General features: G+C 69.4%; 19 protein-coding genes. 10 read left to right on the top strand and 9 right to left on the bottom strand.

The window, feature by feature from the left end:
• Positions 1 to 3: 3 nt before the first annotated feature.
• Together secA and HUN08_RS13685 are read left to right on the top strand one after the other, a co-directional pair.
• Entirely contained in the window at positions 4 to 2784 is a 2781-nt protein-coding gene (gene secA, locus HUN08_RS13690) for a preprotein translocase subunit SecA (protein WP_124246783.1), read from the top strand.
• 49 nt (positions 2785 to 2833) lie between these two features.
• Entirely contained in the window at positions 2834 to 3394 is a 561-nt protein-coding gene (locus HUN08_RS13685) for an Rv3235 family protein (RefSeq protein WP_124246784.1), read from the top strand.
• A 3-nt stretch (positions 3395 to 3397) separates the two neighbouring features.
• On the opposite strand, the gene HUN08_RS13680 is transcribed toward HUN08_RS13685, so the two are convergent.
• The gene (locus HUN08_RS13680; RefSeq protein ID WP_124246785.1) at positions 3398 to 4621 is read right to left on the bottom strand and encodes a hypothetical protein; all 1224 of its coding nucleotides are present in this window, start codon (positions 4619 to 4621) and stop codon (positions 3398 to 3400) included.
• Position 4622: 1 nt separating this feature from the next.
• Complete coding sequence (locus HUN08_RS13675; RefSeq protein ID WP_124246786.1) at positions 4623 to 5951, bottom strand: lipase family protein; 1329 nt, start codon at positions 5949 to 5951, stop codon at positions 4623 to 4625.
• A 114-nt stretch (positions 5952 to 6065) separates the two neighbouring features.
• On the opposite strand from HUN08_RS13675, the gene HUN08_RS13670 reads away from it, so the two are divergent.
• Positions 6066 to 7511, top strand: coding sequence for a wax ester/triacylglycerol synthase domain-containing protein (locus HUN08_RS13670; RefSeq protein ID WP_124246787.1), 1446 nt, complete (start codon positions 6066 to 6068; stop codon positions 7509 to 7511).
• 5 nt (positions 7512 to 7516) lie between these two features.
• Positions 7517 to 8017, top strand: a complete 501-nt coding sequence (locus HUN08_RS13665; protein WP_124246788.1) for a hypothetical protein — start codon at positions 7517 to 7519, stop codon at positions 8015 to 8017.
• A gap of 16 nt (positions 8018 to 8033) precedes the next feature.
• Here the strand turns inward: HUN08_RS13665 and HUN08_RS13660 are convergent, their stop codons facing one another.
• Positions 8034 to 9167 carry a ferredoxin reductase gene (locus tag HUN08_RS13660; protein WP_124246789.1) on the bottom strand — a complete coding sequence of 378 codons (1134 nt, stop codon included), beginning with the start codon at positions 9165 to 9167 and terminating at the stop codon, positions 8034 to 8036.
• 87 nt (positions 9168 to 9254) lie between these two features.
• On the opposite strand from HUN08_RS13660, the gene HUN08_RS13655 reads away from it, so the two are divergent.
• Together HUN08_RS13655 and HUN08_RS13650 are read left to right on the top strand one after the other, a co-directional pair.
• Positions 9255 to 10568 (top strand): fatty acid desaturase, encoded by a 1314-nt coding sequence (locus HUN08_RS13655; protein ID WP_124246790.1) that lies wholly within the window; start codon positions 9255 to 9257, stop codon positions 10566 to 10568.
• A 59-nt stretch (positions 10569 to 10627) separates the two neighbouring features.
• A complete protein-coding gene (locus tag HUN08_RS13650; protein WP_124246791.1) occupies positions 10628 to 11842 on the top strand; it encodes a fatty acid desaturase in 1215 nt (404 codons plus the stop codon).
• Here the strand turns inward: HUN08_RS13650 and HUN08_RS13645 are convergent.
• The 4 genes from HUN08_RS13645 to aroA all read right to left on the bottom strand — a co-directional run bounded on the left by HUN08_RS13645 (position 11839) and on the right by aroA (position 14908).
• The gene (locus tag HUN08_RS13645) at positions 11839 to 12231 is read right to left on the bottom strand and encodes a type II toxin-antitoxin system VapC family toxin (RefSeq protein WP_124246792.1); all 393 of its coding nucleotides are present in this window, start codon (positions 12229 to 12231) and stop codon (positions 11839 to 11841) included. The two genes, HUN08_RS13650 and HUN08_RS13645, sit on opposite strands and share 4 nt — an antisense overlap.
• 9 nt (positions 12232 to 12240) lie before the next feature.
• Complete coding sequence (locus HUN08_RS13640; protein ID WP_124246793.1) at positions 12241 to 12474, bottom strand: hypothetical protein; 234 nt, start codon at positions 12472 to 12474, stop codon at positions 12241 to 12243.
• A gap of 110 nt (positions 12475 to 12584) precedes the next feature.
• Complete coding sequence (gene rsgA / locus HUN08_RS13635) at positions 12585 to 13604, bottom strand: ribosome small subunit-dependent GTPase A (protein ID WP_124246794.1); 1020 nt, start codon at positions 13602 to 13604, stop codon at positions 12585 to 12587.
• On the bottom strand, positions 13601 to 14908 hold the full coding sequence (aroA, locus tag HUN08_RS13630) for a 3-phosphoshikimate 1-carboxyvinyltransferase (protein ID WP_124246795.1): 1308 nt from the start codon (positions 14906 to 14908) through the stop codon (positions 13601 to 13603). The genes rsgA and aroA overlap by 4 nt, the downstream gene beginning before the upstream one ends.
• Positions 14909 to 14942: 34 nt before the next feature.
• Here aroA and HUN08_RS13625 point away from each other — a divergent pair, with 34 nt between their 5' ends.
• The gene (locus HUN08_RS13625; RefSeq protein WP_124246796.1) at positions 14943 to 15407 is read left to right on the top strand and encodes an NUDIX domain-containing protein; all 465 of its coding nucleotides are present in this window, start codon (positions 14943 to 14945) and stop codon (positions 15405 to 15407) included.
• 170 nt (positions 15408 to 15577) lie between these two features.
• A complete protein-coding gene (gene gdhA, locus HUN08_RS13620) occupies positions 15578 to 16918 on the top strand; it encodes an NADP-specific glutamate dehydrogenase (RefSeq protein ID WP_124246797.1) in 1341 nt (446 codons plus the stop codon).
• Here the strand turns inward: gdhA and HUN08_RS13615 are convergent, their stop codons facing one another.
• Positions 16919 to 17284: a VOC family protein gene (locus HUN08_RS13615; RefSeq protein ID WP_124246798.1), complete on the bottom strand. Its 366-nt coding sequence runs from the start codon at positions 17282 to 17284 to the stop codon at positions 16919 to 16921.
• A 115-nt stretch (positions 17285 to 17399) separates the two neighbouring features.
• Positions 17400 to 18347 carry an NADP-dependent oxidoreductase gene (locus tag HUN08_RS13610; RefSeq protein ID WP_367649922.1) on the bottom strand — a complete coding sequence of 316 codons (948 nt, stop codon included), beginning with the start codon at positions 18345 to 18347 and terminating at the stop codon, positions 17400 to 17402.
• A 65-nt stretch (positions 18348 to 18412) separates the two neighbouring features.
• Here HUN08_RS13610 and HUN08_RS13605 point away from each other — a divergent pair, with 65 nt between their 5' ends.
• The gene (locus tag HUN08_RS13605; protein WP_124246799.1) at positions 18413 to 18769 is read left to right on the top strand and encodes a DUF488 domain-containing protein; all 357 of its coding nucleotides are present in this window, start codon (positions 18413 to 18415) and stop codon (positions 18767 to 18769) included.
• Complete coding sequence (locus HUN08_RS13600) at positions 18762 to 18962, top strand: hypothetical protein (protein ID WP_124246800.1); 201 nt, start codon at positions 18762 to 18764, stop codon at positions 18960 to 18962. Before HUN08_RS13605 ends, HUN08_RS13600 begins: the two co-directional genes overlap by 8 nt.
• Positions 18963 to 19030 lie beyond the last annotated feature (68 nt).

The following is a 19030-nucleotide window of genomic DNA, read 5'->3' as shown; positions in this document are numbered from 1 at the left end:
CAAGTGCTGAACAAGCTGCTCCGCGTCGGCGAAGGCCGGATGGTCAAGCGCCTCGACGTGATCGCCGGTCACGTGGAAGCTCTCGAAGACGAGACCGCCGCGCTCACCGACGACGAACTGCGGGACAAGACCGCGGAGTTCAAGGAGCGCCTCGCCGGCGGGGAAACCCTCGACGAGCTGCTGCCCGAGGCCTTCGCCGTGGCACGCGAGGCGGCGTGGCGCGTGCTCGACCAGAAGCACTTCCACGTGCAGATCATGGGTGGCGCGGCGCTGCACTTCGGCAACATCGCCGAGATGAAGACCGGTGAGGGCAAGACCCTGACCTGTGTGCTGCCGGCCTACCTGAACGCGTTGGCGGGCGACGGCGTGCACGTCGTCACGGTCAACGACTACCTGGCCAAGCGCGACGCCGAGTGGATGGGCCGCGTCCACCGCTTCCTGGGCCTGGAGACCGACGTGATCCTCTCGGCGATGTCGCCGGAGGCCCGCAAGCGCGCCTACGACGCCGACATCACCTACGGCACCAACAACGAGTTCGGCTTCGACTACCTGCGCGACAACATGGCGCACTCGATCGACCAGCAGGTCCAGCGCGGCCACGCCTTCGCGATCGTCGACGAGGTCGACTCGATCCTCATCGACGAGGCCCGCACCCCGCTCATCATCTCCGGCCCGGCCGACTCGTCGAGCAAGTGGTACGTCGAGTTCGCGCGCCTGGCGCCGATGATGAAGAAGGACGTCCACTACGAGGTCGACATCAAGAAGAAGACCATCGGCGTGCACGAGGAGGGGGTCGGCTTCGTCGAGGACCAGCTCGGCATCGACAACCTCTACGACGCGGCCAATTCGCAGCTGGTCGGCTACCTGAACAACGCGATCAAGGTCAAGGAACTCTTCTTCCGCGACAAGGACTACATCGTCCGCAACGGCGAGGTCGTCATCGTCGACGAGTTCACCGGCCGCGTGCTGGACGGCCGCCGGTTCAACGAGGGCCTGCACCAGGCCATCGAGGCCAAAGAGGGCGTGGAGATCCAAGCGGAGAACCAGACCCTGGCCACCATCACCCTGCAGAACTACTTCCGCATGTACGACAAGCTGTCGGGCATGACCGGTACGGCCGACACCGAGGCCGCCGAGTTCGACCAGATCTACAAGCTGGGCGTGCTGCCGATCCCGACGAATAAGCCGATGATCCGCAAGGATCAGACCGACCTGATCTACAAGACCGAAGAGGCGAAGTTCGACGCCGTCGTCGACGACATCGCCGAGCGGCACGAGAAGGGTCAGCCGGTGCTGATCGGTACCACCAGCGTGGAGCGGTCGGAGTACCTGTCGCGGCAGCTGCAGCGGCGCGACATCCCGCACAGCGTGCTCAACGCGAAGTACCACGAGCAGGAGGCGCAGATCATCGCCGAGGCCGGCCGCGTCGGCGCGGTGACGGTCGCGACGAACATGGCCGGCCGTGGAACCGACGTCGTGCTCGGCGGCAACGCCGACATCATCGCCGACTCCCGGCTGCGCAAGGCCGGGCTCGACCCGGTGCACACGCCCGAGGAATACGAGGCCGCGTGGGAGGAGGCGATCACCATCGCCCGCCGCAACGCCGAACAGGAGGCCGAGGACGTACGCGAGGCCGGTGGTCTCTACGTGCTCGGCACCGAGCGCCACGAGTCGCGCCGCATCGACAACCAGCTGCGCGGTCGCTCCGGCCGCCAGGGCGACCCGGGCGAGTCCCGCTTCTACCTCTCGCTGGGCGACGAGTTGATGCGACGGTTCAACGGCGCGGCGCTCGAATCGATCATGAACCGCGTCAACCTCCCCGACGACGTGCCCATCGAGGCGAAGATGGTCACCAAGGCCATCCGGTCGGCGCAGACCCAGGTCGAGCAGCAGAACTTCGAGGTCCGCAAGAACGTCCTCAAGTACGACGAGGTCATGAACGAGCAGCGCAAGGTGATCTACCGCGAGCGCTCGACGATCCTGGCCGGCGAGGACCACCGCGAGCAGATCCAGCAGTTCATCGACGACGTCGTCGGCGCCTACGTCGACGGTGCGACCGCCGAGGGCTACGCCGAGGACTGGGACACCGACGAGCTGTGGACCGCGCTGCGGTCGCTCTACCCGATCCAGCTGACGCCGCGGGAGGTGCTGGGCGAGAACGAGTTCGGCGAGCGCGACGACGTCGCGGCAGACGAACTGCGCGAGGTGCTGGTCAACGACGCGCACAAGGCCTACGAGCGCCGCGAGTCCGAGATCGACGCCATCGCGGGCGAGGGCGCGATGCGCCAGCTCGAGCGCAGCATCCTGCTGTCGGTGATCGACCGCAAGTGGCGCGATCACCTCTACGAGATGGACTACCTGCGCGAGGGCATCTACCTGCGCTCGATGGCCCAGGCCGACCCGGTCGTCGAGTACCAGCGCGAGGGCTTCGACATGTTCCACGGCATGCTCGAGGGCATCAAGGAGGAGAGCCTCGGCTTCCTCTACAACGCGCAGGTCGAGACCGAACCCGTCCAGGAGCCCGGCCCCGAGCTGCCGACCGGTCCGGTCGCCGACTCGGCCGACCAGTCGAAGGTTCCCGCGGCGCTGCGCGCCAGCGGGGTGCCCGCCGAGCCCGCCGAGGTGCCGATGGTGTTCACCGGCCCCGACGAGACCGGTGACGCCGCCGCCTTCGACGAGGACGCGGCCGACGTCGACGGCGACCAGGTGGGGATCCGCCCCCGGCCCAACCGTCGCAAGAAGGCCGCCAAGGCTGCGCCGAAGCGCGGTAAGCGTCGTCGCTGAGGTATCGCTTCGGCGATGAATTTCGGTTCCGGTGGAACCGTTCGGCCCTGTGCTGCGTCCCATTTATATGGACACCAGCCAGGTCGTCGTTCGCCCCGCCCCGCCCTTCGAGCATCCGGGGCGGTGGGGGCGCTCGTGTGAGTGCGCCGACGGGGTCGCGACGCCGCAGCCGCGCGTCCTGCGCCCGGCACCGCCTGCCCCCGAACCGGGGCGAGCGGAGGTGCCGGCACGTGCCGTCGCCGCCGATGCGGTGGCCGCGCGGGAGTTCGCCGTCGCCGCGATGACCGTCGTGCTCGAGGTCGTCGACCGTCGTCGGCCGGTGACCGCGCTGCGCCCGCTCGTCGCGCCGCCGGTGATCGACCACGTCATCAGCCGGGGCAGGTCGAGGTACGACGCCCGGCTGGCGGCACAGAGCGCCGGGCAGGCCACCCCCGGACTGCGCCTGCGTCGGGTACACATCCAACTCGCGGCCGACGGCCAGGCCGAGTTCTTCGGCACCTACACCAGCGGTGAGCGCGTGCGCGCCTTCGCGGGCAGGTTGGCGCGGGTCCGCACGAAGAAGGGAGCGCGGACCCCCTCCTGGCGGATCCAGGGCCTGATGGTGGACTGAGGCTCAGGCGGCGGGGACCGCCCGGGACTCGCCCGTACCGGTGACCGCTGCCGCCCACGCCGCCACCGCGGTGACGAGGACGGCGAGCCCGGTCCACCATCCGACGGCCGTCTCGCCGGTGACCAGCAAGGCGGTGAGCGCGAACAAGGCGACCACCAGACCCACCGCCAAGCCGCGATCGGCGTGGCGACCGGCGGCCTGGGCGCCCAGCAGGGCCGCCGCCACCAGTGAGGTGAGGAGCAGCAGCATCGGGGCGCCGAGGCCGACCAGCGCGAGCACGGCCGCGATGATCGCCGCCCAGAGCGTCGTCGTGGTGGTCTTCGAGAGCTGTGCGTCCGGCTCACCCGTGGCCGTGCCCGACAAGGCGTGCGCCGTCAGCCCGGTGAACAACACCGTGAGGAAGAGCAAGGCCGCGCCGGCGACGCCGGGCACCTTGTCGAGGTTCGCCGGGACGGTGAAGAACTCCAACGACGGGACGAGCACGCCGCCGCCGAGGAACATGAGCAGGCCGACGACGATGAGCGCCACGACGACCAGCGGCCCCAGCAGGGTCCGCACCGGCGACCACTTGCCCACCCGGGCGCTGGTGCGCAGGGTGTTGTCGGCCCAGCCGATGGCGATCAGCGCGAGCGCGATGCCGACCGCGGAGGCCGCCGAGATACCCGCCACCGGCCGAAGGGGCGGGACCAGGACGTCGGCGCCGCCGAGGAAGAGGCCGAGGAACAGTGCCACCACGACCGGGACGATCATGAACCACATCGTGGTCGAGCCGATGCGATGCGTGGCGGCGAGGCCCTGCGCGAACACCAGGTAGGCGGCCACCGCGGCGACCGTGACGACGACGATGCGCGGGTCGAGGCGGCCGACGAGCGAAATCGTCTGGGCGGCAGACACCAGCAGCACCGCCGCGATGCCGATCGACACCGCCGTCCGGGTGAACCGCTCAAGGGTTCCCGGGGAATCCTGCGCGGCCCGGCCGCGGGAGAGGGTGTTGGCCGCGAACGCCAGCGCGATGACGACCAGGAGCACGACCAGGCCCAGGAGGGTCAGGCCGCTCGTCGCGAAGACCGGGACGGCCAACACCGCGTAGACGAGGACGGCGGCCATCCCGCCGCGGCTCATGACGCCCGGCTTGGGCGCGTCCGAGCTGCGGAAGGCGGCCCAGGTGACGACGAGGAAACCGATGGCCAGGCCGAGCGAAGCTTCTACCGGGATGTGGTGGTTCACGCTATTTCACCTTCGAGTTGGTGCGCACGGTGCCGAGCAGCTGGTTGGCGCAGTTGTTCGGAGCGGGATTGCCGGCCCAGATGCCCTTCATGTAGTCGATGGCCGACGGCTGGTGCATTCGCGCCTGGTAGTTCATCGATCCGTGGTCGTCTTCGGGATAGCGCACGTAGAACGTGGTGGTGCCCAGGGCACACTGCGACATCACCTGTGCGTGCGTGACCTCGGGGAGGATCGTCTTGTCCTTCAGCCCCTGCCACACGCCGATCGGGGCGGTGAGCCTCTTGGTGCCGGGCATGGCCCGGCCCATCGCGGCGATCAGGTCCTTCGACACGGGGGTCTTGAGCAGCTGGTTGAGGGGGATGTCGGAGAGGCGGTCGGCGAGGTCGGAACCGCAATGGTTCTCGAGGAGCTTCGCCCGCTTGACGCCCTCGGGAGTCAGGATCTCGTCGAGGCCGATCGAGTAGTTCTCGGCGTAGGACTTGGCGATCAGGAGCATGAACATGTTCTGGTCGGTGCTCGTCGGATTCTTCGCGACGGCGCTCAGGATGCCGCGGATCGGCGGCGTGTAGCCCGGCGCGAGGATCACGCCGCTGGACAGCCGCAGGTCCGGGGCGTAGGTCGGTGCGATCTCGACGGTGCTGGTCGCCGACTCGCCGCCCTGGGACTTTCCGTAGACGGCGAGCTTGCCCTTGTCGATCGGGATGTCGCCGATCATCGGCGACGGATTGAGGACGGCGCGCATCGAGTCGAGTACGCCGCGCGCCTCCAGGGGGCCGACCAGGTATGACGACGGACCGGGGGCGCCCATGCCCGAATAGTCGGAGGCGACAACGGCCAGCCCGGCATCGACGAGCGGCTTCAGGTGCGGACCCCACGCGGTGAACCCGGGGGTCGACGGTGTGAAGGGCGTGTGGCTGATGCCGCACATCCGACCGACCCCGGTGGTCCCGTGGGCGAAGGCGACGAGCGGACGGCCAGCGGCGGGTGCGCCGTCCCGCGGTGCCACGTACAGGCCGGAGACGCCGATCTTGTTCCCCCGCAGATCGGTGGACACGTAGAGGATCCGGAACATCTTGACGTCGGCCGGGGCCTCCTCGACCGGTTGGGCGGCGAACAACTGGCCCACGTGCGCATCGGGAGGGAGCGGGGTGTCGTAGAAGGAGGCGAGCGCGGGGGTCACCTTCGTGTCGAAGTCACCGCCCTGGGCCCCGGCATTCGGGTTGATCGGTGCGTTGACCAAGTTGGTCGGCGGGGCGGTGGCCAGCAGCAGTGCGCCGCTGGCGAAAACGACGGCGATCGCCGTCCAAAGCTGAGTCGTGCGGGAGGCCATCGGTCGACTCCTCTGTTGCTTGTCGGCGGGGACTGCGGTGATCGTAAACGACGGTGTCCGGTCTCCGCGGGAGGGTCCGCGCAAAGGGTTGCGGACCGATAGGATCGCTTGATCATGGTGAATCGGCTGACCCCCCGCGAAGCGATGTACTACTTCCTCGACGAGGCGGGTTCGACGGTGCATGTCGGCACCCTGATGATCGTCGATCCGCGGGCCGCGGCGACCGGTGACACCGTGGACTACCGGTCGCTCGTCACCCTGACCGAGGGGCGGATCCAGTACGCGCCGCGGTACCGGCAGGTGGTGAAGCCGGTGACGATGGGGCTGGCCCGCCCGGTGTGGGTGGACGACGCCGATTTCGACATCAACTTCCACATCCGACGTGCCGGATTGCCCCGTCCCGGGGGAGCCGAACAGCTCCAGGATCTCGTCGGGCGTGTCCTGTCCCGCCCGCTGGACCACAACCGCCCCCTGTGGGAGATGTACGTGATCGAGGGCCTCGCCGACGGCGCCATCGCGGTCCTCACCAAGACCCATCGGGCGCTGCTCGGGCCCGATTCGCCGGAGCTCTCGCAAGTGCTGCTCGACAGCGTTCCCGCGTCGACCGAACCGGCCGAAGACCTGTGGATGCCCAAGACGGCCCCGAGCGACGTGCAGCTCGCGATGGGTGCCATCACCGAGGGCTTGGCCCGCCCGGGAGAGATGGTCGAAACCATCCTCGGCGGCAACGGACCGGTGGCGGGGCTGCGCTCGCTGGCGCGATCGTCGGTGTCGCAGGTGACCGAGGCGATCTCGCAGGTCGCCAACTCCGCGCCGAGTAGTCCGCTCAACCGGGCGACCACGTCGACGCGCAGTTTCGCCGTCGCCAGCATCTCGGCCTCGGAGGCGACCCGGATCGCCGAGCACTACGGGTGTACCCGCGCCGACGTCCAACTCGCCGTCCTGACCGGCGTGCTGCGCCGGTGGCTGCTCTCGTTCACCGAGACCCTCGCCGCGGGAGCGGCGGTGCGCGTCGTCCTGCCGCTGACGATGCAGGCCGACCCGGACGACCTCCCGCCCGATTCCGCCGACGGCCCGGATACCGCGTGGTCCGGGGAGGACGGGCCGGGGTTCGTCACCGACCTGCCCGTCGGGGAGTCGAATCCGTCGGTGGTGCTCGCGCAGGTCGCGGGTCTGGCGCAGCGCAATGCCAACTCCGCGTCGCGCCAGTCGCGGCGGATGAACCCGCTGCTCCCGGACTTGGGCGTCACCCCCTTCGCCGACGTCGCCACGAAGTTCTTCACCAGCTGGAACCGGCACACCTACAACGTGCCGATCTCCGTCGCCCCGACCCCGGTCGGCCAGCGCTGGTTGCACGGCGCCCCGGTGCGCGACATGTTCCTGGTGCCCTCGCTACTGGCCAACCGGGCGTTGGCGATTACCGTGGTGACCTACACCGACCGGATCGAGTTCGCCTACCTCGGCGATCGCGGAGTGCTCGCCGACCTGCCCGCGATGGTGGACTACACGCACGATGCTTTCGACGAATTGCGGCCGGGCCGTGACGGGACGGGGGAGTGACGACGATGAGGGTGTATCTCCCCGCGACGCTGGCCATGCTCAAGCGGCTCGACGAGACGGGCGAGTTCCTGCCGGTCGGCGGGACCGCCTTCGCCCTGACCCCGGCGCTGCGCGAGTCGTACACCTCCGGCGACGACGAGGAGCTGTCCGAGGCCGCGATGCGGGAGGCCGCGCGCGCGAGCCTGCGACTCCTGGGCGACGAGACCGACGACGGCGAGTCGCTGCCGCCGCGGCGGGTCGTCGTGGCGGCCGATGTCGACGCGACGCTGCGCCCCGATCTCGACGCGGCGGTCGTGAAGGTCGGCGGGCCGATTCCCCGGCGGGCGATCGCGTCGGTACACGTCGACGGCGCCGGTGCCGAGCCGGCCGTGCGCGCGGCGATCGAGGCGGTCGACGCCGCCGATCTCGGCGACCTCGACGCGGAGCTGGCCATCGGCGACGTCGAAGACTTCGACCTGGCTTGGTATGCGACGCAGGAGGTTCCGTTCCTGCTCGAGTTGCTGTGACCTGGGCCGGCGCCCGCTAGACGTCGAGCGTGCAGTCTCCCGCCGCGGCGCTGACGCAGGTCTGGATGCGCTCGCCGGCGACGTGTTCGACCCCGGTGCGCAGGTCGCGCACCGCGCCGGATTCCACCGGTACGACGCAGCTCTGGCAGATCCCCATGCGGCAGCCGAAGGGCATCAGCACGCCCGCGGCCTCGCCGGCCTCCAGCAGCGTCGTCGCGCCGTCGACGTCGGCGGTCTTGCCGCTGCGGGCGAAGGTGACGGACCCGCCCTGGGCGCCGGTCGCGCCGCGTTCGAGGGCGAAGCGCTCCAGGTGCAGGTGCTCGGCCGCGCCGGCGCGCTGGTACATGTCTGAGACCAGGTCGAGGAATCCGCCCGGGCCGCAGGCCCACGCCTCCCGCTGTGCCCAGTCGGGGCAGATCCGCGTGATGTCGTCGGCGTCGAGACGGCCGTGGGTGCGGGTGTGATGGATGTGGACGTCGACGAGTCCGTCGGCGGCGTAGCCGGCGAGTTCCTCGGCGAACAGCACGTCGTCGGCGGCGGGTGCGGAATGGATCAGCACGATCGACGTCGGGGTGGATGCCGCGGTCCGCTTGCGTCGATGGGCGACGGTGCGCAACATCGCGATGATCGGGGTGACGCCGCTGCCCGCGGTGAGGAACAGCAGGGAGGCGGGGAGGGGTTCGGGCAGGACGAATTCGCCCGCCGGTGCTGCGAGTCGCACGATCGTCCCCGGTTGGAGGCCGGTGACCAGGTGCGAGGAGAGGAAGCCCTCGGGCATCGCCTTCACCGTGATGGCCACCGTCTGCGTCCGCTCGGCGCGCTCCGGTGCCGACGTCAGCGAGTACGACCGCCACACCCAGCGCCCGCCGACGTCGACGCCGATCCCGAGGTATTGGCCGGGCCGGTAGTTGAAGGAGAAGCCCCAGCCGGGCTTGATCTCGATCGTCGCGGAGTCGGCGGTCTCGCGCTGGACCGAGACGACGCGGCCGCGCAGTTCGCGCGCCGACCACAGCGGGTTGGCCAGGTGCAGATAGTCGTCGGGCAGCAGCGGAGTGGTGATCCGTGCGATGGCCGCGCGGGCCCAGTTGGTGCCCCGGCTGCGCGCCGCGATGTCGCGGACCGGTTCTTCGAAGCGTTCGCGCCAAGTCATCTTTCTCGACTCCTCCTGGGGGCTGGACAACCACCATAAGCGTAACCTACGCTGGCGTAAGTTACGTAACCGTAGGTTAGGACTCACATGGCGATCTCCGACATCCCCGAGTATGCCCATCTCACCGCCGCCGACGTCGAGGCGCTGGGCCGCGAACTGGACCAGATCCGCGCCGACGTCGAGGCCGACCGGGGCGAGCGCGACGCGCGGTACATCCGCAACACCATCCGCCTCCAGCGCGGCCTCGACCTGGCCGGGCGGCTCATGATCGCCGGCGGCAGCCGCCGCTCGCTGTGGTGGGCCGGCGCGGCCACCCTGGGCACCGCCAAGATCATCGAGAACATGGAACTGGGCCACAACGTCATGCACGGCCAGTGGGATTGGATGAACGATCCCGAGGTGCACTCGACCACCTGGGAGTGGGACAACACCGGGCCGTCGGCCCACTGGAAGCACACCCACAACTACATCCACCACAAGTACACCAACGTGCTGGGCATGGACGACGACGTGGGCTACGGGCTGCTGCGCGTCACGCGCGACCAGCGGTGGCGGCCCTTCTACCTCGGCAACCTCGTCTACAACACCTTCCTCGCGGTGTTCTTCGAATACGGGGTGGCCGCACAGCACCTCGAACTCGGCCGTAAGCGCAAGACCCCCGAGGAGCGCGCACAGTTCCGCCGGGACCTGCGCGACGTCGGTGAGAAGATCGGCCGCCAAGTCGGCAAGGATTACGTGGTCTACCCGGCCCTGGTGGGCGCGCTGACCCGATCGCCCGCGGCCGCGCGACGTACCGCCGGAGCGAACCTGGTGGCCAACGTCATCCGCAACCTGTGGACCAACGCCGTCATCTTCTGCGGCCATTTCCCCGACGGCGCGGAGAAGTTCACCCGCAAGGACATGGACGACGAGTCGCAGGGGCAGTGGTACCTGCGCCAGATGCTCGGCAGCGCGAACTTCCACTCGGGCCCGGTGCTGGGCTTCATGTCGGGCAACCTGAGCTACCAGATCGAGCACCACCTGTTCCCCGACCTGCCGAGCAACCGGCTGCCGGAGATCTCGGTGCGCGTGCAGGCGCTCGCCGAGAAATACGACCTCCCGTACACCACCGGATCGCTGCCGGTGCAGTACCTCAAGGCGTGGCGCACCATCGCCAAGCTGTCGCTGCCCGACCGGTTCCTGCTGGCCACCGCCGACGACGCCCCGGAGACCGCCTCGGAACTGCGGTTCAAGGCTGACGACCCGACGCGCCGCCTGGTGGCGACGGTCGACCCGGTCAGCGGGCGCCGCCGCGGACTGCGCTCGGCGATCGCCGGCCTGCGTCATCGTCGCCGCAACCGTAAGGGCGGCGCCGCGCTCCGGGCGGTACCCGCGGAGACCCAGGACACGAACGCGGCCTGATCGGGACCTGGCGCACTCCGAGGCGCGCGGCGGGTTCCCGACGCGCATAATGGACACCGATGGCAATCACTGATATTCGCGAGTACGCGCACCTGAGCGACGCCGACGTGGAGGCGCTCGGAGCGGAGCTGGACTCGTTGCGCCGAGAAGTCGAGTCCGACCTCGGCTCGCGTGATGTCGCTTACCTGCGGCGCACGATCCGCACCCAGCGTGCGCTGGAGATCGTCGGCCGCGCCGCGCTGCTCGGCAGTCACCGTCGCGGGCTGTGGTGGCTGGGCACCGGGTCGCTGGCGCTGGCCAAGATCATCGAGAACATGGAACTGGGCCACAACGTCATGCACGGCCAGTGGGATTGGATGAACGATCCCGAGGTGCATTCGGCGACGTGGGAGTGGGACATGGTGTGCGCCGCCCCGCACTGGAAGCACTCGCACAACTACATCCACCACAAGTACACCAACGTCGTCGGCATGGACCACGACGTCGGGTACAAGACGCTGCGGGTCACCCGCGACCAGCCGTGGGAGCCGCGCTGGCTCGCCCAGCCCTTTGTCAACCTCCTGCTGGCGGCCGGCTTCGAGTGGGGCATCGCGCTGCACGACCTGGAACTCGGCGAGGTCGCCAGGGGGCGCAAGTCCAAAGAGGTGGCGGTCCCACAGATCAAGGAGTTCCTCCGGAAGGTCGGGCGCCAACTCGGCAAGGATTACGTGCTGTTCCCGGCGCTGTCCGGGCCGAACTTCAAGCACACGCTCACCGCGAACCTCACCGCGAACCTGGTCCGCAACGTCTGGGCCTACCTCGTCATCTTCTGCGGACACTTTCCCGACGGCGCCGAGAAGTTCACCGCCGAGTCGCTCGAGGGGGAGACCCAGGGCGCCTGGTACCTGCGGCAGATGCTGGGGACCGCGAACTTCGACACCGGCCCGACGATGGCCTTCCTCTCCGGCAACCTGAGCTACCAGATCGAGCACCACCTCTACCCGGACCTGCCCAGCAACCGGCTGCCGGAGATCTCGGTGCGGGTGCGCGAGCTGTGCGACAAGTACGACCTGCCCTATACGACGGGATCGTTGCTCTCCCAGTACCTGCAGACCCTGCGCACGATCAACAAGCTGGCGCTGCCCGACCGGTTCCTGCGCGACACCGTCGACGACGCCCCCGAGACCGCCTCCGAGCACCGCTTCGACGGTTTGGTCCCGCGTTCGCGCGGCCTCAAGACCGCGATCGCGCGGTTGAAGGAGAACCGTCGCTCCCGACGACGGGTGCGCGGCTAGCCCGGTGTGACGATTTCGCACCTCGGTCCGCTGGCGCGGGAAAGGCGCTCGTCGAGGGTGACAAGTCGGCACCCGAGCAATTCGGCCGCCGCCACGTAGGCGGCATCGTAGGAGGTCAGGTTGTCGCGGAGTTCCCACGCCCGCTGCGCGGTGAGTTCGAAGGGGAGAGCCGTGACGGCTAGCCGCATAAGTCGCGAAAGCGCTGCGGCGCCAGCTGAAGGGTCGAGTTCGCCACGTGCCACCGCCTTGCGGAGCACGTTCGCGGCTTCATAGTGCATGAGCGACGGTGCAGCGAGCTCTGTCGCCTCCAGCGCCGCTTCCGCCCACGCGCCATCGTGGCCCGGATCGACGAGTGCGGCGATGACCAGCGAGGCATCGATGACTTGCACGGCGGCGCCTCAGCGACGATCTGCTTCGAGGTCGGCGAGGATCTGCGCCCTGGTCACGCGACTCGGGTGAAGCTCCTTCTCGGCGCGGACCTCAGCCATCAGGTCGGCGATCGAAGGACGTTCCGACAGCCGTGTTACCTCCGCCAGCATGTATTCCTGCAGAGATTGACCGGCGCGAGCGGCGCGGGCGGCGAGTTCGTTGCGCACCTCATCGGGTACATGACGAATCGTGATGCTGGTCATGCTGCCATAATAGCGGCACTGCTGACATGATCGCTGCAAAGTGGGTGCGTCCCACTTGTCGAATGCCGTCATCTGTCCCCCAGACCGATCTGTTTCGACCAGTCTGAAGCTCACCCCTCGGGGTCGGTCTCCCCGGAATGCAGTGCGACGAGGATGTTGCGGACGGCTTGCGCGCGGCGGGCGGCGGCGCCGTCGAGTTCGTCGAGCGCGCATTCCGGATCGGCGGGCGGACCCAGGTGGGTGCAGCCGCGGGGACAGTCCTCGATGGCCTCGCGCAGGTCGGCGAAGGCGTTCACCACGTCGTCGGGGGAGACGTGGGCGAGCCCGAACGAGCGGATCCCCGGGGTGTCGACGACCCAGGTCCCAGGGGAGTCCGGCAGCGGGAGGGCGACCGACTGCGTCGACGTGTGCCGCCCCTTGCCGACGCCCGAGACCTCACCCGTCGCTCGATCTGCTTGCGGGACAAGGCGATTGACCATCGTCGACTTGCCCACCCCGGAATGGCCGACCAGGGCGGTGAGCTTTCCGGCCAGCAGCGCGTGCAACTCGGTCAGGTCGTCGTCGCGCCCGGCGGCGACGATGGGTAGGTCCAATCCGTCGAAGGCGGCCCGGAACTGCGCGCCGTCGGCGAGGTCGGATTTGGTCAGCGCCAGCACCGGCGAGAGGCCGCCGACGTAGGCCGCGGCGAGGGCTCGCTCGACGAAGCCGGTGCGCGGCGGCGGATCGGCCAGCGCCGTGACGATCAGCAGTTGATCGGCGTTGGCCACGACGATCCGCTCGTAGGGATCGGTGTCGTCGGCGGTGCGGCGCAACACGGAGGTGCGGTCGTCGACGCGTACGATTCGGGCCAGGGTGTCCTTGGCGCCCGAGACGTCCCCGACGACGCCGACGCGGTCGCCGACGACGATCGGGGTACGGCCCAGTTCGCGGGCGCGCATCGTGACGACGATCCGGTCCGGGTCGGCGTCGACGGCGCAGCCCCACCGTCCCCGGTCGACCGACACCACCATCGCCTCGGCCGCGTCGGCGTGCGCGGGTCGCGTCTTGGTGCGCGGACGGGTGCCCTTGCCCGGGCGGATCCGCACGTCGGATTCGTCGTACCCGCGCGTGGCGCGCCCGCCGCGGCTCACCGCGCGATGGCTCCCGTGCTGGACACGTCGGACCCGCTCCCGGCGCCCAGCATCTCCGCCCACATCCGCGGGAAGTCGGGCAGCGTCTTCGCGGTGGTCCCGATGTCGACGACCTCGACCTCGGGGACGCACAGGCCGATGAGTGCGCCGGCCGTCGCCATGCGGTGATCGGCGTAGGACTCCCAGCGGCCGCCGTGCAACGGGCGCGGCACGATGTGCAGCCCGTCGGGCAGTTCGGCGACGTCGCCGCCGAGCCGGTTGATCTCGGTGGCGAGTGCGGCCAGGCGGTCGGTTTCGTGGCCGCGCAGGTGGCCGATCCCGGTGAGGCGGGATTCCCCGTCGGCCAGTGCGCACAGCGCCGCGATGGTCGGCGTCAGCTCCCCGACGGCCCGCAGGTCGACGTCGATGCCGTGCAACCCGCCGGATCCGACGACGGTGAGCACGCCGTGGTCGTCGCGCTGCGCGGTCGCTCCGAGCTCGGCGAGGATGTCGACGAATCGAGCACCGGGCTGGGTCGTCTGCGCCGGCCAGCGCGGCACGCGCACCGTCCCGCCGGTGGCTGCCGCCGCCGCGAGGAAGGCGGCGGCGTTGGAGAGGTCGGGCTCGATCACCCAGTCATGGGCGCGGATCACGCCCGGGGCGACCTGCCACACGTCGGGGGTCGAGACGTCGACGGTGACGCCGTGGGCGGCGAGCATGTCGACGGTCATGTCGATATGCGGCATCGACGGCACCGGTGCGCCGCGGTGCACGACGCGCACCCCGTCGTCGAACCGGGCGGCCGAGAGGAGCAGTCCGGAGACGAATTGCGAGGACGCCGACGCGTCGATCACAACCTCGCCGCCGCGCACCGACCCGGTCCCGGCGACCGTGAACGGCAGTCCGCCGCCGCTGATGTCCGCGCCCAGCTGCGTCAGAGCGTCGAGGATGGTGCCGAGTGGGCGCCCGCGCGCCTGTTCGTCGCCGTCGAATTCGACGACGCCGTCGGCCAACGCCGCGACCGGCGGCAGGAAGCGCATCACGGTCCCCGCGAGTCCGCAGTCGACCCGACCGCCTTGCAGCGCTCCGGGGGTGACGGCAATCCGCGTGGGATCGTCGGCGGCGACGTCGGCGCGGGTGCCCAGGGCCACGAGTGCGGCGAGCATGAGGTCGGTGTCGCGGCTGCGCAGCGCGCCGCGGATCGTCGACGGCTGGTCGGCCAGTGCGGCGAGGACCAGGGCGCGGTTGGTGATCGACTTGGACCCGGGCACCGACACCGTCGCCGTGACCGGTTTCACGGCGGTGGGTGCGGGCCAGGCAGTCATGGGGTCCAGTCTCTCATGCGGCCATAATCGTCAGATGGCAGCGCATAGCGCGGGATTGCTGGTCTATCGCGACGGTCCCGACGGCATCGAGGTGTTCCTGGTCCATCCGGGCGGCCCGTTCTGGGCGCGCAAGGACGACGGCGCGTGGTCGATCCCCAAGGGGGAGTACGGGGCCGACGAGGATCCCCTCGCCGCGGCCCGCCGGGAGTTCGCCGAGGAGACGGGGCAGCGGCCGCGCGACGGGGAGGTCCTCGACCTGGGCGAGGTACGCCAGCGGGGCGGCAAGGTGGTGCGCGCCTTCGCTGTGCGGGGCGAGGTCGACGCCGCGGCGCTGGTCTCGAACACCGTCGAAATCCAGTGGCCGCCGCGATCGGGGCAGATGCGGGAGTTCCCCGAGGTCGATCGAGGCGACTGGTTCGGGCTCGCGCGGGCGGCGGAGAAGATCAACGCGGCGCAGGCGGAGTTTCTCGGGCGACTCGCGGCCGCCGTCGACTCGTGAAGTTGCAGTTCGCAACGGGTTGTCGAAAGCCGAAGTCGGGTTTATCCGTTTCCGGCGATTTGGCACCAGAACGACCGATATGGCAGTTTTACGCTCAGTAGAGCCCTCGCAGTTGTGAGGGCTTCATTGTGAGGCCTCAGCGTTGAGGCCGGGCGGAGGTTGTCATAGACATGGACGCGAAACTGACCGAGCTGTTCGACGAGGTCGTTGGCCGCAACCCTGGGGAGCAGGAATTCCACCAGGCCGTGCGCGAGGTGTTCGACAGCCTCGGCCCCGTGGTCCACAAGCACCCGGAGTACGCCGATTCCGCCGTGATCAAGCGACTCTGCGAGCCCGAACGTCAGATCATCTTCCGCGTGCCGTGGGTCGACGACAACGGCAAGGTCCAGATCAACCGCGGTTTCCGCGTCGAGTTCAACTCCGCGCTCGGCCCCTTCAAGGGGGGCCTGCGCTTCCACCCCAGCGTCTACCTGGGCATCGTCAAGTTCCTCGGCTTCGAGCAGATCTTCAAGAACTCGCTGACCGGTTTGCCGATCGGCGGCGGCAAGGGCGGCTCGGACTTCGATCCCAAGGGTCGCTCCGACGGCGAGATCATGCGCTTCTGCCAGTCGTTCATGACCGAGCTGTACCGCCACATCGGCGAGTACACCGACGTCCCGGCCGGTGACATCGGCGTCGGCGGCCGCGAGATCGGCTACCTGTTCGGCCAGTACAAGCGCATCACCAACCGCTACGAATCGGGCGTGCTCACCGGCAAGGGCCTGGCGTGGGGTGGATCGCAGGTCCGCACCGAGGCCACCGGCTACGGCGCGGTCTTCTTCACCCAGGAGATGCTCAAGACGCGCGGCCAATCCTTCGACGGCAAGAAGGTGCTGGTCTCCGGCTCGGGCAACGTCGCCATCTACGCGATCGAGAAGATCCACGAACTCGGCGGCACGGTCATCGCCTGCTCGGACTCGTCGGGCTATGTCGTCGACGAGAAGGGCATCGACCTCGACGTGCTCAAGCAGGTCAAGGAAGTGCAGCGCGGTCGCATCGGCGACTACGCCACGCTGCGCGGCAACGGCGTCGCCGTCGTCGAGAAGGGCAACATCTGGGATGTCGCGGCCGATGTCGCACTGCCCTGTGCCACCCAGAACGAGCTCGACGGTGACGATGCCGCCAAGCTGATCAACGGTGGCGTGGTCGCCGTGGCCGAGGGCGCCAACATGCCCTGCACCCCGGAGGCGACCAAGGCCTTCGCCGACGCCGGCGTGCTCTTCGCGCCCGGCAAGGCCGCCAACGCCGGCGGTGTGGCCACCAGTGCACTGGAGATGCAGCAGAACGCCTCGCGCGACTCGTGGAGCTTCGACTACACGCAGGACCGCCTCGCCGAGATCATGCGCGGCATCCACGACAGCTGCGTGGAGACCGCGCAGACCTACGGCATGCCGGACAACTACGTCGCGGGTGCCAACATCGCCGGCTTCATCAAGGTCGCCGACGCGATGCTGGCCCTGGGCGTCATCTGATCAGTCCACCGGGCACACCCGGATGAGGTTGCCGTCGGGATCGGCGACGACGAAGGTGCGGCCGAACACCTCGTCGTGCGGTTCGTCAACGACCTCGACGCCCTTGCGCGTCCAGTCCGTGAAGGTGGCGTCGATCGCGGCGGCGCCCCCGGTGAGCATGATGCCGATCTCCGATGTGCGGGTCCCGGCGTCGTCGAGCGTATCCGAGCGACCCGACCACAGGGCGAACAGGACGCCGGGTGCCATGTCGAACGCGACGTAGCGGGGGCTGGTGAAGATCGGCTCGATCTCGAGGAGTGTCCGGTAGAAGTCCGTCGACGCTGCTGCGTCGCGGACGTAGACGAGGGTCAGATTCGGTGCGGGCACGTGGGTCTCCTTCGCTGATTTCCAGGGCAAGGTCCAGCAAAACCCAAATACATGTCAGAACCTGTCATGTATTGACGGAAAAGGATTCGAGTGACGCGTCGCCGCGCATTCCGCGTCAGGGGAGCAGGACGAACTTGCCCCGGGGGTGTGCTCCGGCCAGCTCCGCCAAGGCCTGACCGGCCTGTTCCAGCGGAAAGGTCTTCGCCACCTCGACCGTCAGTTCGCCGCTCGTCGCGTCGGCGATCAGGCCGGGAATCGCCTCGGCGCGATGCCGTTTGCTCTGCGGCGTCGACCCGTCGACGAGGATGATCCCGTCGCCGCCGCGGCCGAAGGCGGCGATCGACACGATCCGCTCCGGGGCGACCCCCAAGGCCAGCGAGGCGTCGATCGCCTCGTCGGTGCCGACCGTGTCCAGCGCCGCGGTCACCGGTCCGCGCGCCGCCTGGTGGAGACGTTCGGTCAGGCCGTCGCCGTAGACGACGGGAACGGCGCCGAGGCCGGCCAGGTACTCGTGGTTGCGCTGCGCTGCGGTGGCGATGACCCGGGCGCCGCGGCGCACGGCCAGCTGCACCGCGATGGCGCCGACGCCACCCGCGCCGCCGTGGACCACGACCGTGTCCGCGTCGGTGACGGCGGCGGTCTCCACCAGGTCGGCGGCCGTCACACCGGTCAGCAGCAGCCCGGCAGCGGTGGGGAAGGGCAATGCCGCCGGTTTGCGGAAGACGGTCTCGTCGTCGGCGAGCAGGGCTTGGGCATAGCCGCCGATCGCCCGGTAGACGATGACCTCGTCGCCGACGGCGAATCGCGATCCGTCACCGACCGCGCTCACGACGCCGGCGGCCTCCGACCCGATCCGCCGCGGCAGGGCGGCCGGGTCGTCGCCGAATTGACCCCGCACGATCTTTCCGTCGATCGGGTTGACGCCGGCGGCCCGGACCGTCACGGTGACCTCGTCGGGGCCGGGCGCCGGCACCGCGACGTCGACGGGAGCGATCACCCGTGCGGGATCGCCGTAGGACGTCGCGGCCATGGCGCGCACGGTTCGGGGTTCGTCGGTGCCCACTTCTGCTCCTCGCTCTTGCCGTCGGCACGGTTCCGGCGGAAGCCGGCCGAGAGTACGTTGACAGTATGGGCGTCAGTATTGGCCGGGTCTACGACGATGTGCCTCCGGGGGTGACCCGGCTGTTCGTCGACCGGTTGTGGCCCCGCGGAATCCGCAAGGACGACCCGCGCATCGGCACCTGGTGCAAGGAGGTCGCGCCGAGCACGGAGTTGCGCGAGTGGTATCACCACGCCGGGCCCGGCAAATACGACGAGTTCGCCGCGCGCTATCGGGCCGAGCTGCAGTCGGGAGAGCAGGCGCAGGCGCTCGCCGGGATCGCCGAGACGGCCGCCGAGACCGACGTCGAATTGGCCACCGCGACAAAGGATCCGGCCACCAGCCACGTTCCGGTGATCGTCGCCGAGCTGGACGGGCATGGGTGACGAACCCGTCGAGATCCTGCGTCGATGGGCGGACTCGGGCGGGATCTGGCGCGTCCTGGGCAGCAGTGGTCCGGCGCTGGTGATCGGCCTGCTCCGGTGCGACGGCGGTGAGGAGATCGACCGCATCGTGTCCGCCCAGCCGGCACTCCTCGACTTCGTCGGTGGCCGACGGTCCAGCGACGACGGCGACTGATCGGCAGCCGCGACGGGGCATTGTCCGACCTCCCTGGTTCACTTCGAACATCAGTTCACCGACGGTCG

Origin of the sequence: Gordonia sp. X0973, from assembly GCF_013348785.1 — a bacterium.
Taxonomy (GTDB): Bacteria; Actinomycetota; Actinomycetes; order Mycobacteriales; family Mycobacteriaceae; genus Gordonia.
Note: the sequence above shows the minus strand (reverse complement) of the source record. Positions and strands in the feature narration are given on the sequence as shown.

Excerpts from the sequence above, each read along its gene's own strand:
- gdhA (WP_124246797.1), top strand. The coding sequence starts at position 15,578 with ATGGACGCGAAACTGACCGAGCTGTTCGACGAGGTCGTTGGCCGCAAC.
- HUN08_RS13650 (WP_124246791.1), top strand. The coding sequence starts at position 10,628 with ATGGCAATCACTGATATTCGCGAGTACGCGCACCTGAGCGACGCCGAC.
- HUN08_RS13670 (WP_124246787.1), top strand. The coding sequence starts at position 6,066 with ATGGTGAATCGGCTGACCCCCCGCGAAGCGATGTACTACTTCCTCGAC.
- HUN08_RS13655 (WP_124246790.1), top strand. The coding sequence starts at position 9,255 with ATGGCGATCTCCGACATCCCCGAGTATGCCCATCTCACCGCCGCCGAC.
- HUN08_RS13640 (WP_124246793.1), bottom strand. The coding sequence starts at position 12,474 with ATGACCAGCATCACGATTCGTCATGTACCCGATGAGGTGCGCAACGAA.
- HUN08_RS13605 (WP_124246799.1), top strand. The coding sequence starts at position 18,413 with ATGGGCGTCAGTATTGGCCGGGTCTACGACGATGTGCCTCCGGGGGTG.
- HUN08_RS13625 (WP_124246796.1), top strand. The coding sequence starts at position 14,943 with ATGGCAGCGCATAGCGCGGGATTGCTGGTCTATCGCGACGGTCCCGAC.
- aroA (WP_124246795.1), bottom strand. The coding sequence starts at position 14,908 with ATGACTGCCTGGCCCGCACCCACCGCCGTGAAACCGGTCACGGCGACG.
- HUN08_RS13660 (WP_124246789.1), bottom strand. The coding sequence starts at position 9,167 with ATGACTTGGCGCGAACGCTTCGAAGAACCGGTCCGCGACATCGCGGCG.
- HUN08_RS13600 (WP_124246800.1), top strand. The coding sequence starts at position 18,762 with ATGGGTGACGAACCCGTCGAGATCCTGCGTCGATGGGCGGACTCGGGC.
- HUN08_RS13665 (WP_124246788.1), top strand. The coding sequence starts at position 7,517 with ATGAGGGTGTATCTCCCCGCGACGCTGGCCATGCTCAAGCGGCTCGAC.
- HUN08_RS13675 (WP_124246786.1), bottom strand. The coding sequence starts at position 5,951 with ATGGCCTCCCGCACGACTCAGCTTTGGACGGCGATCGCCGTCGTTTTC.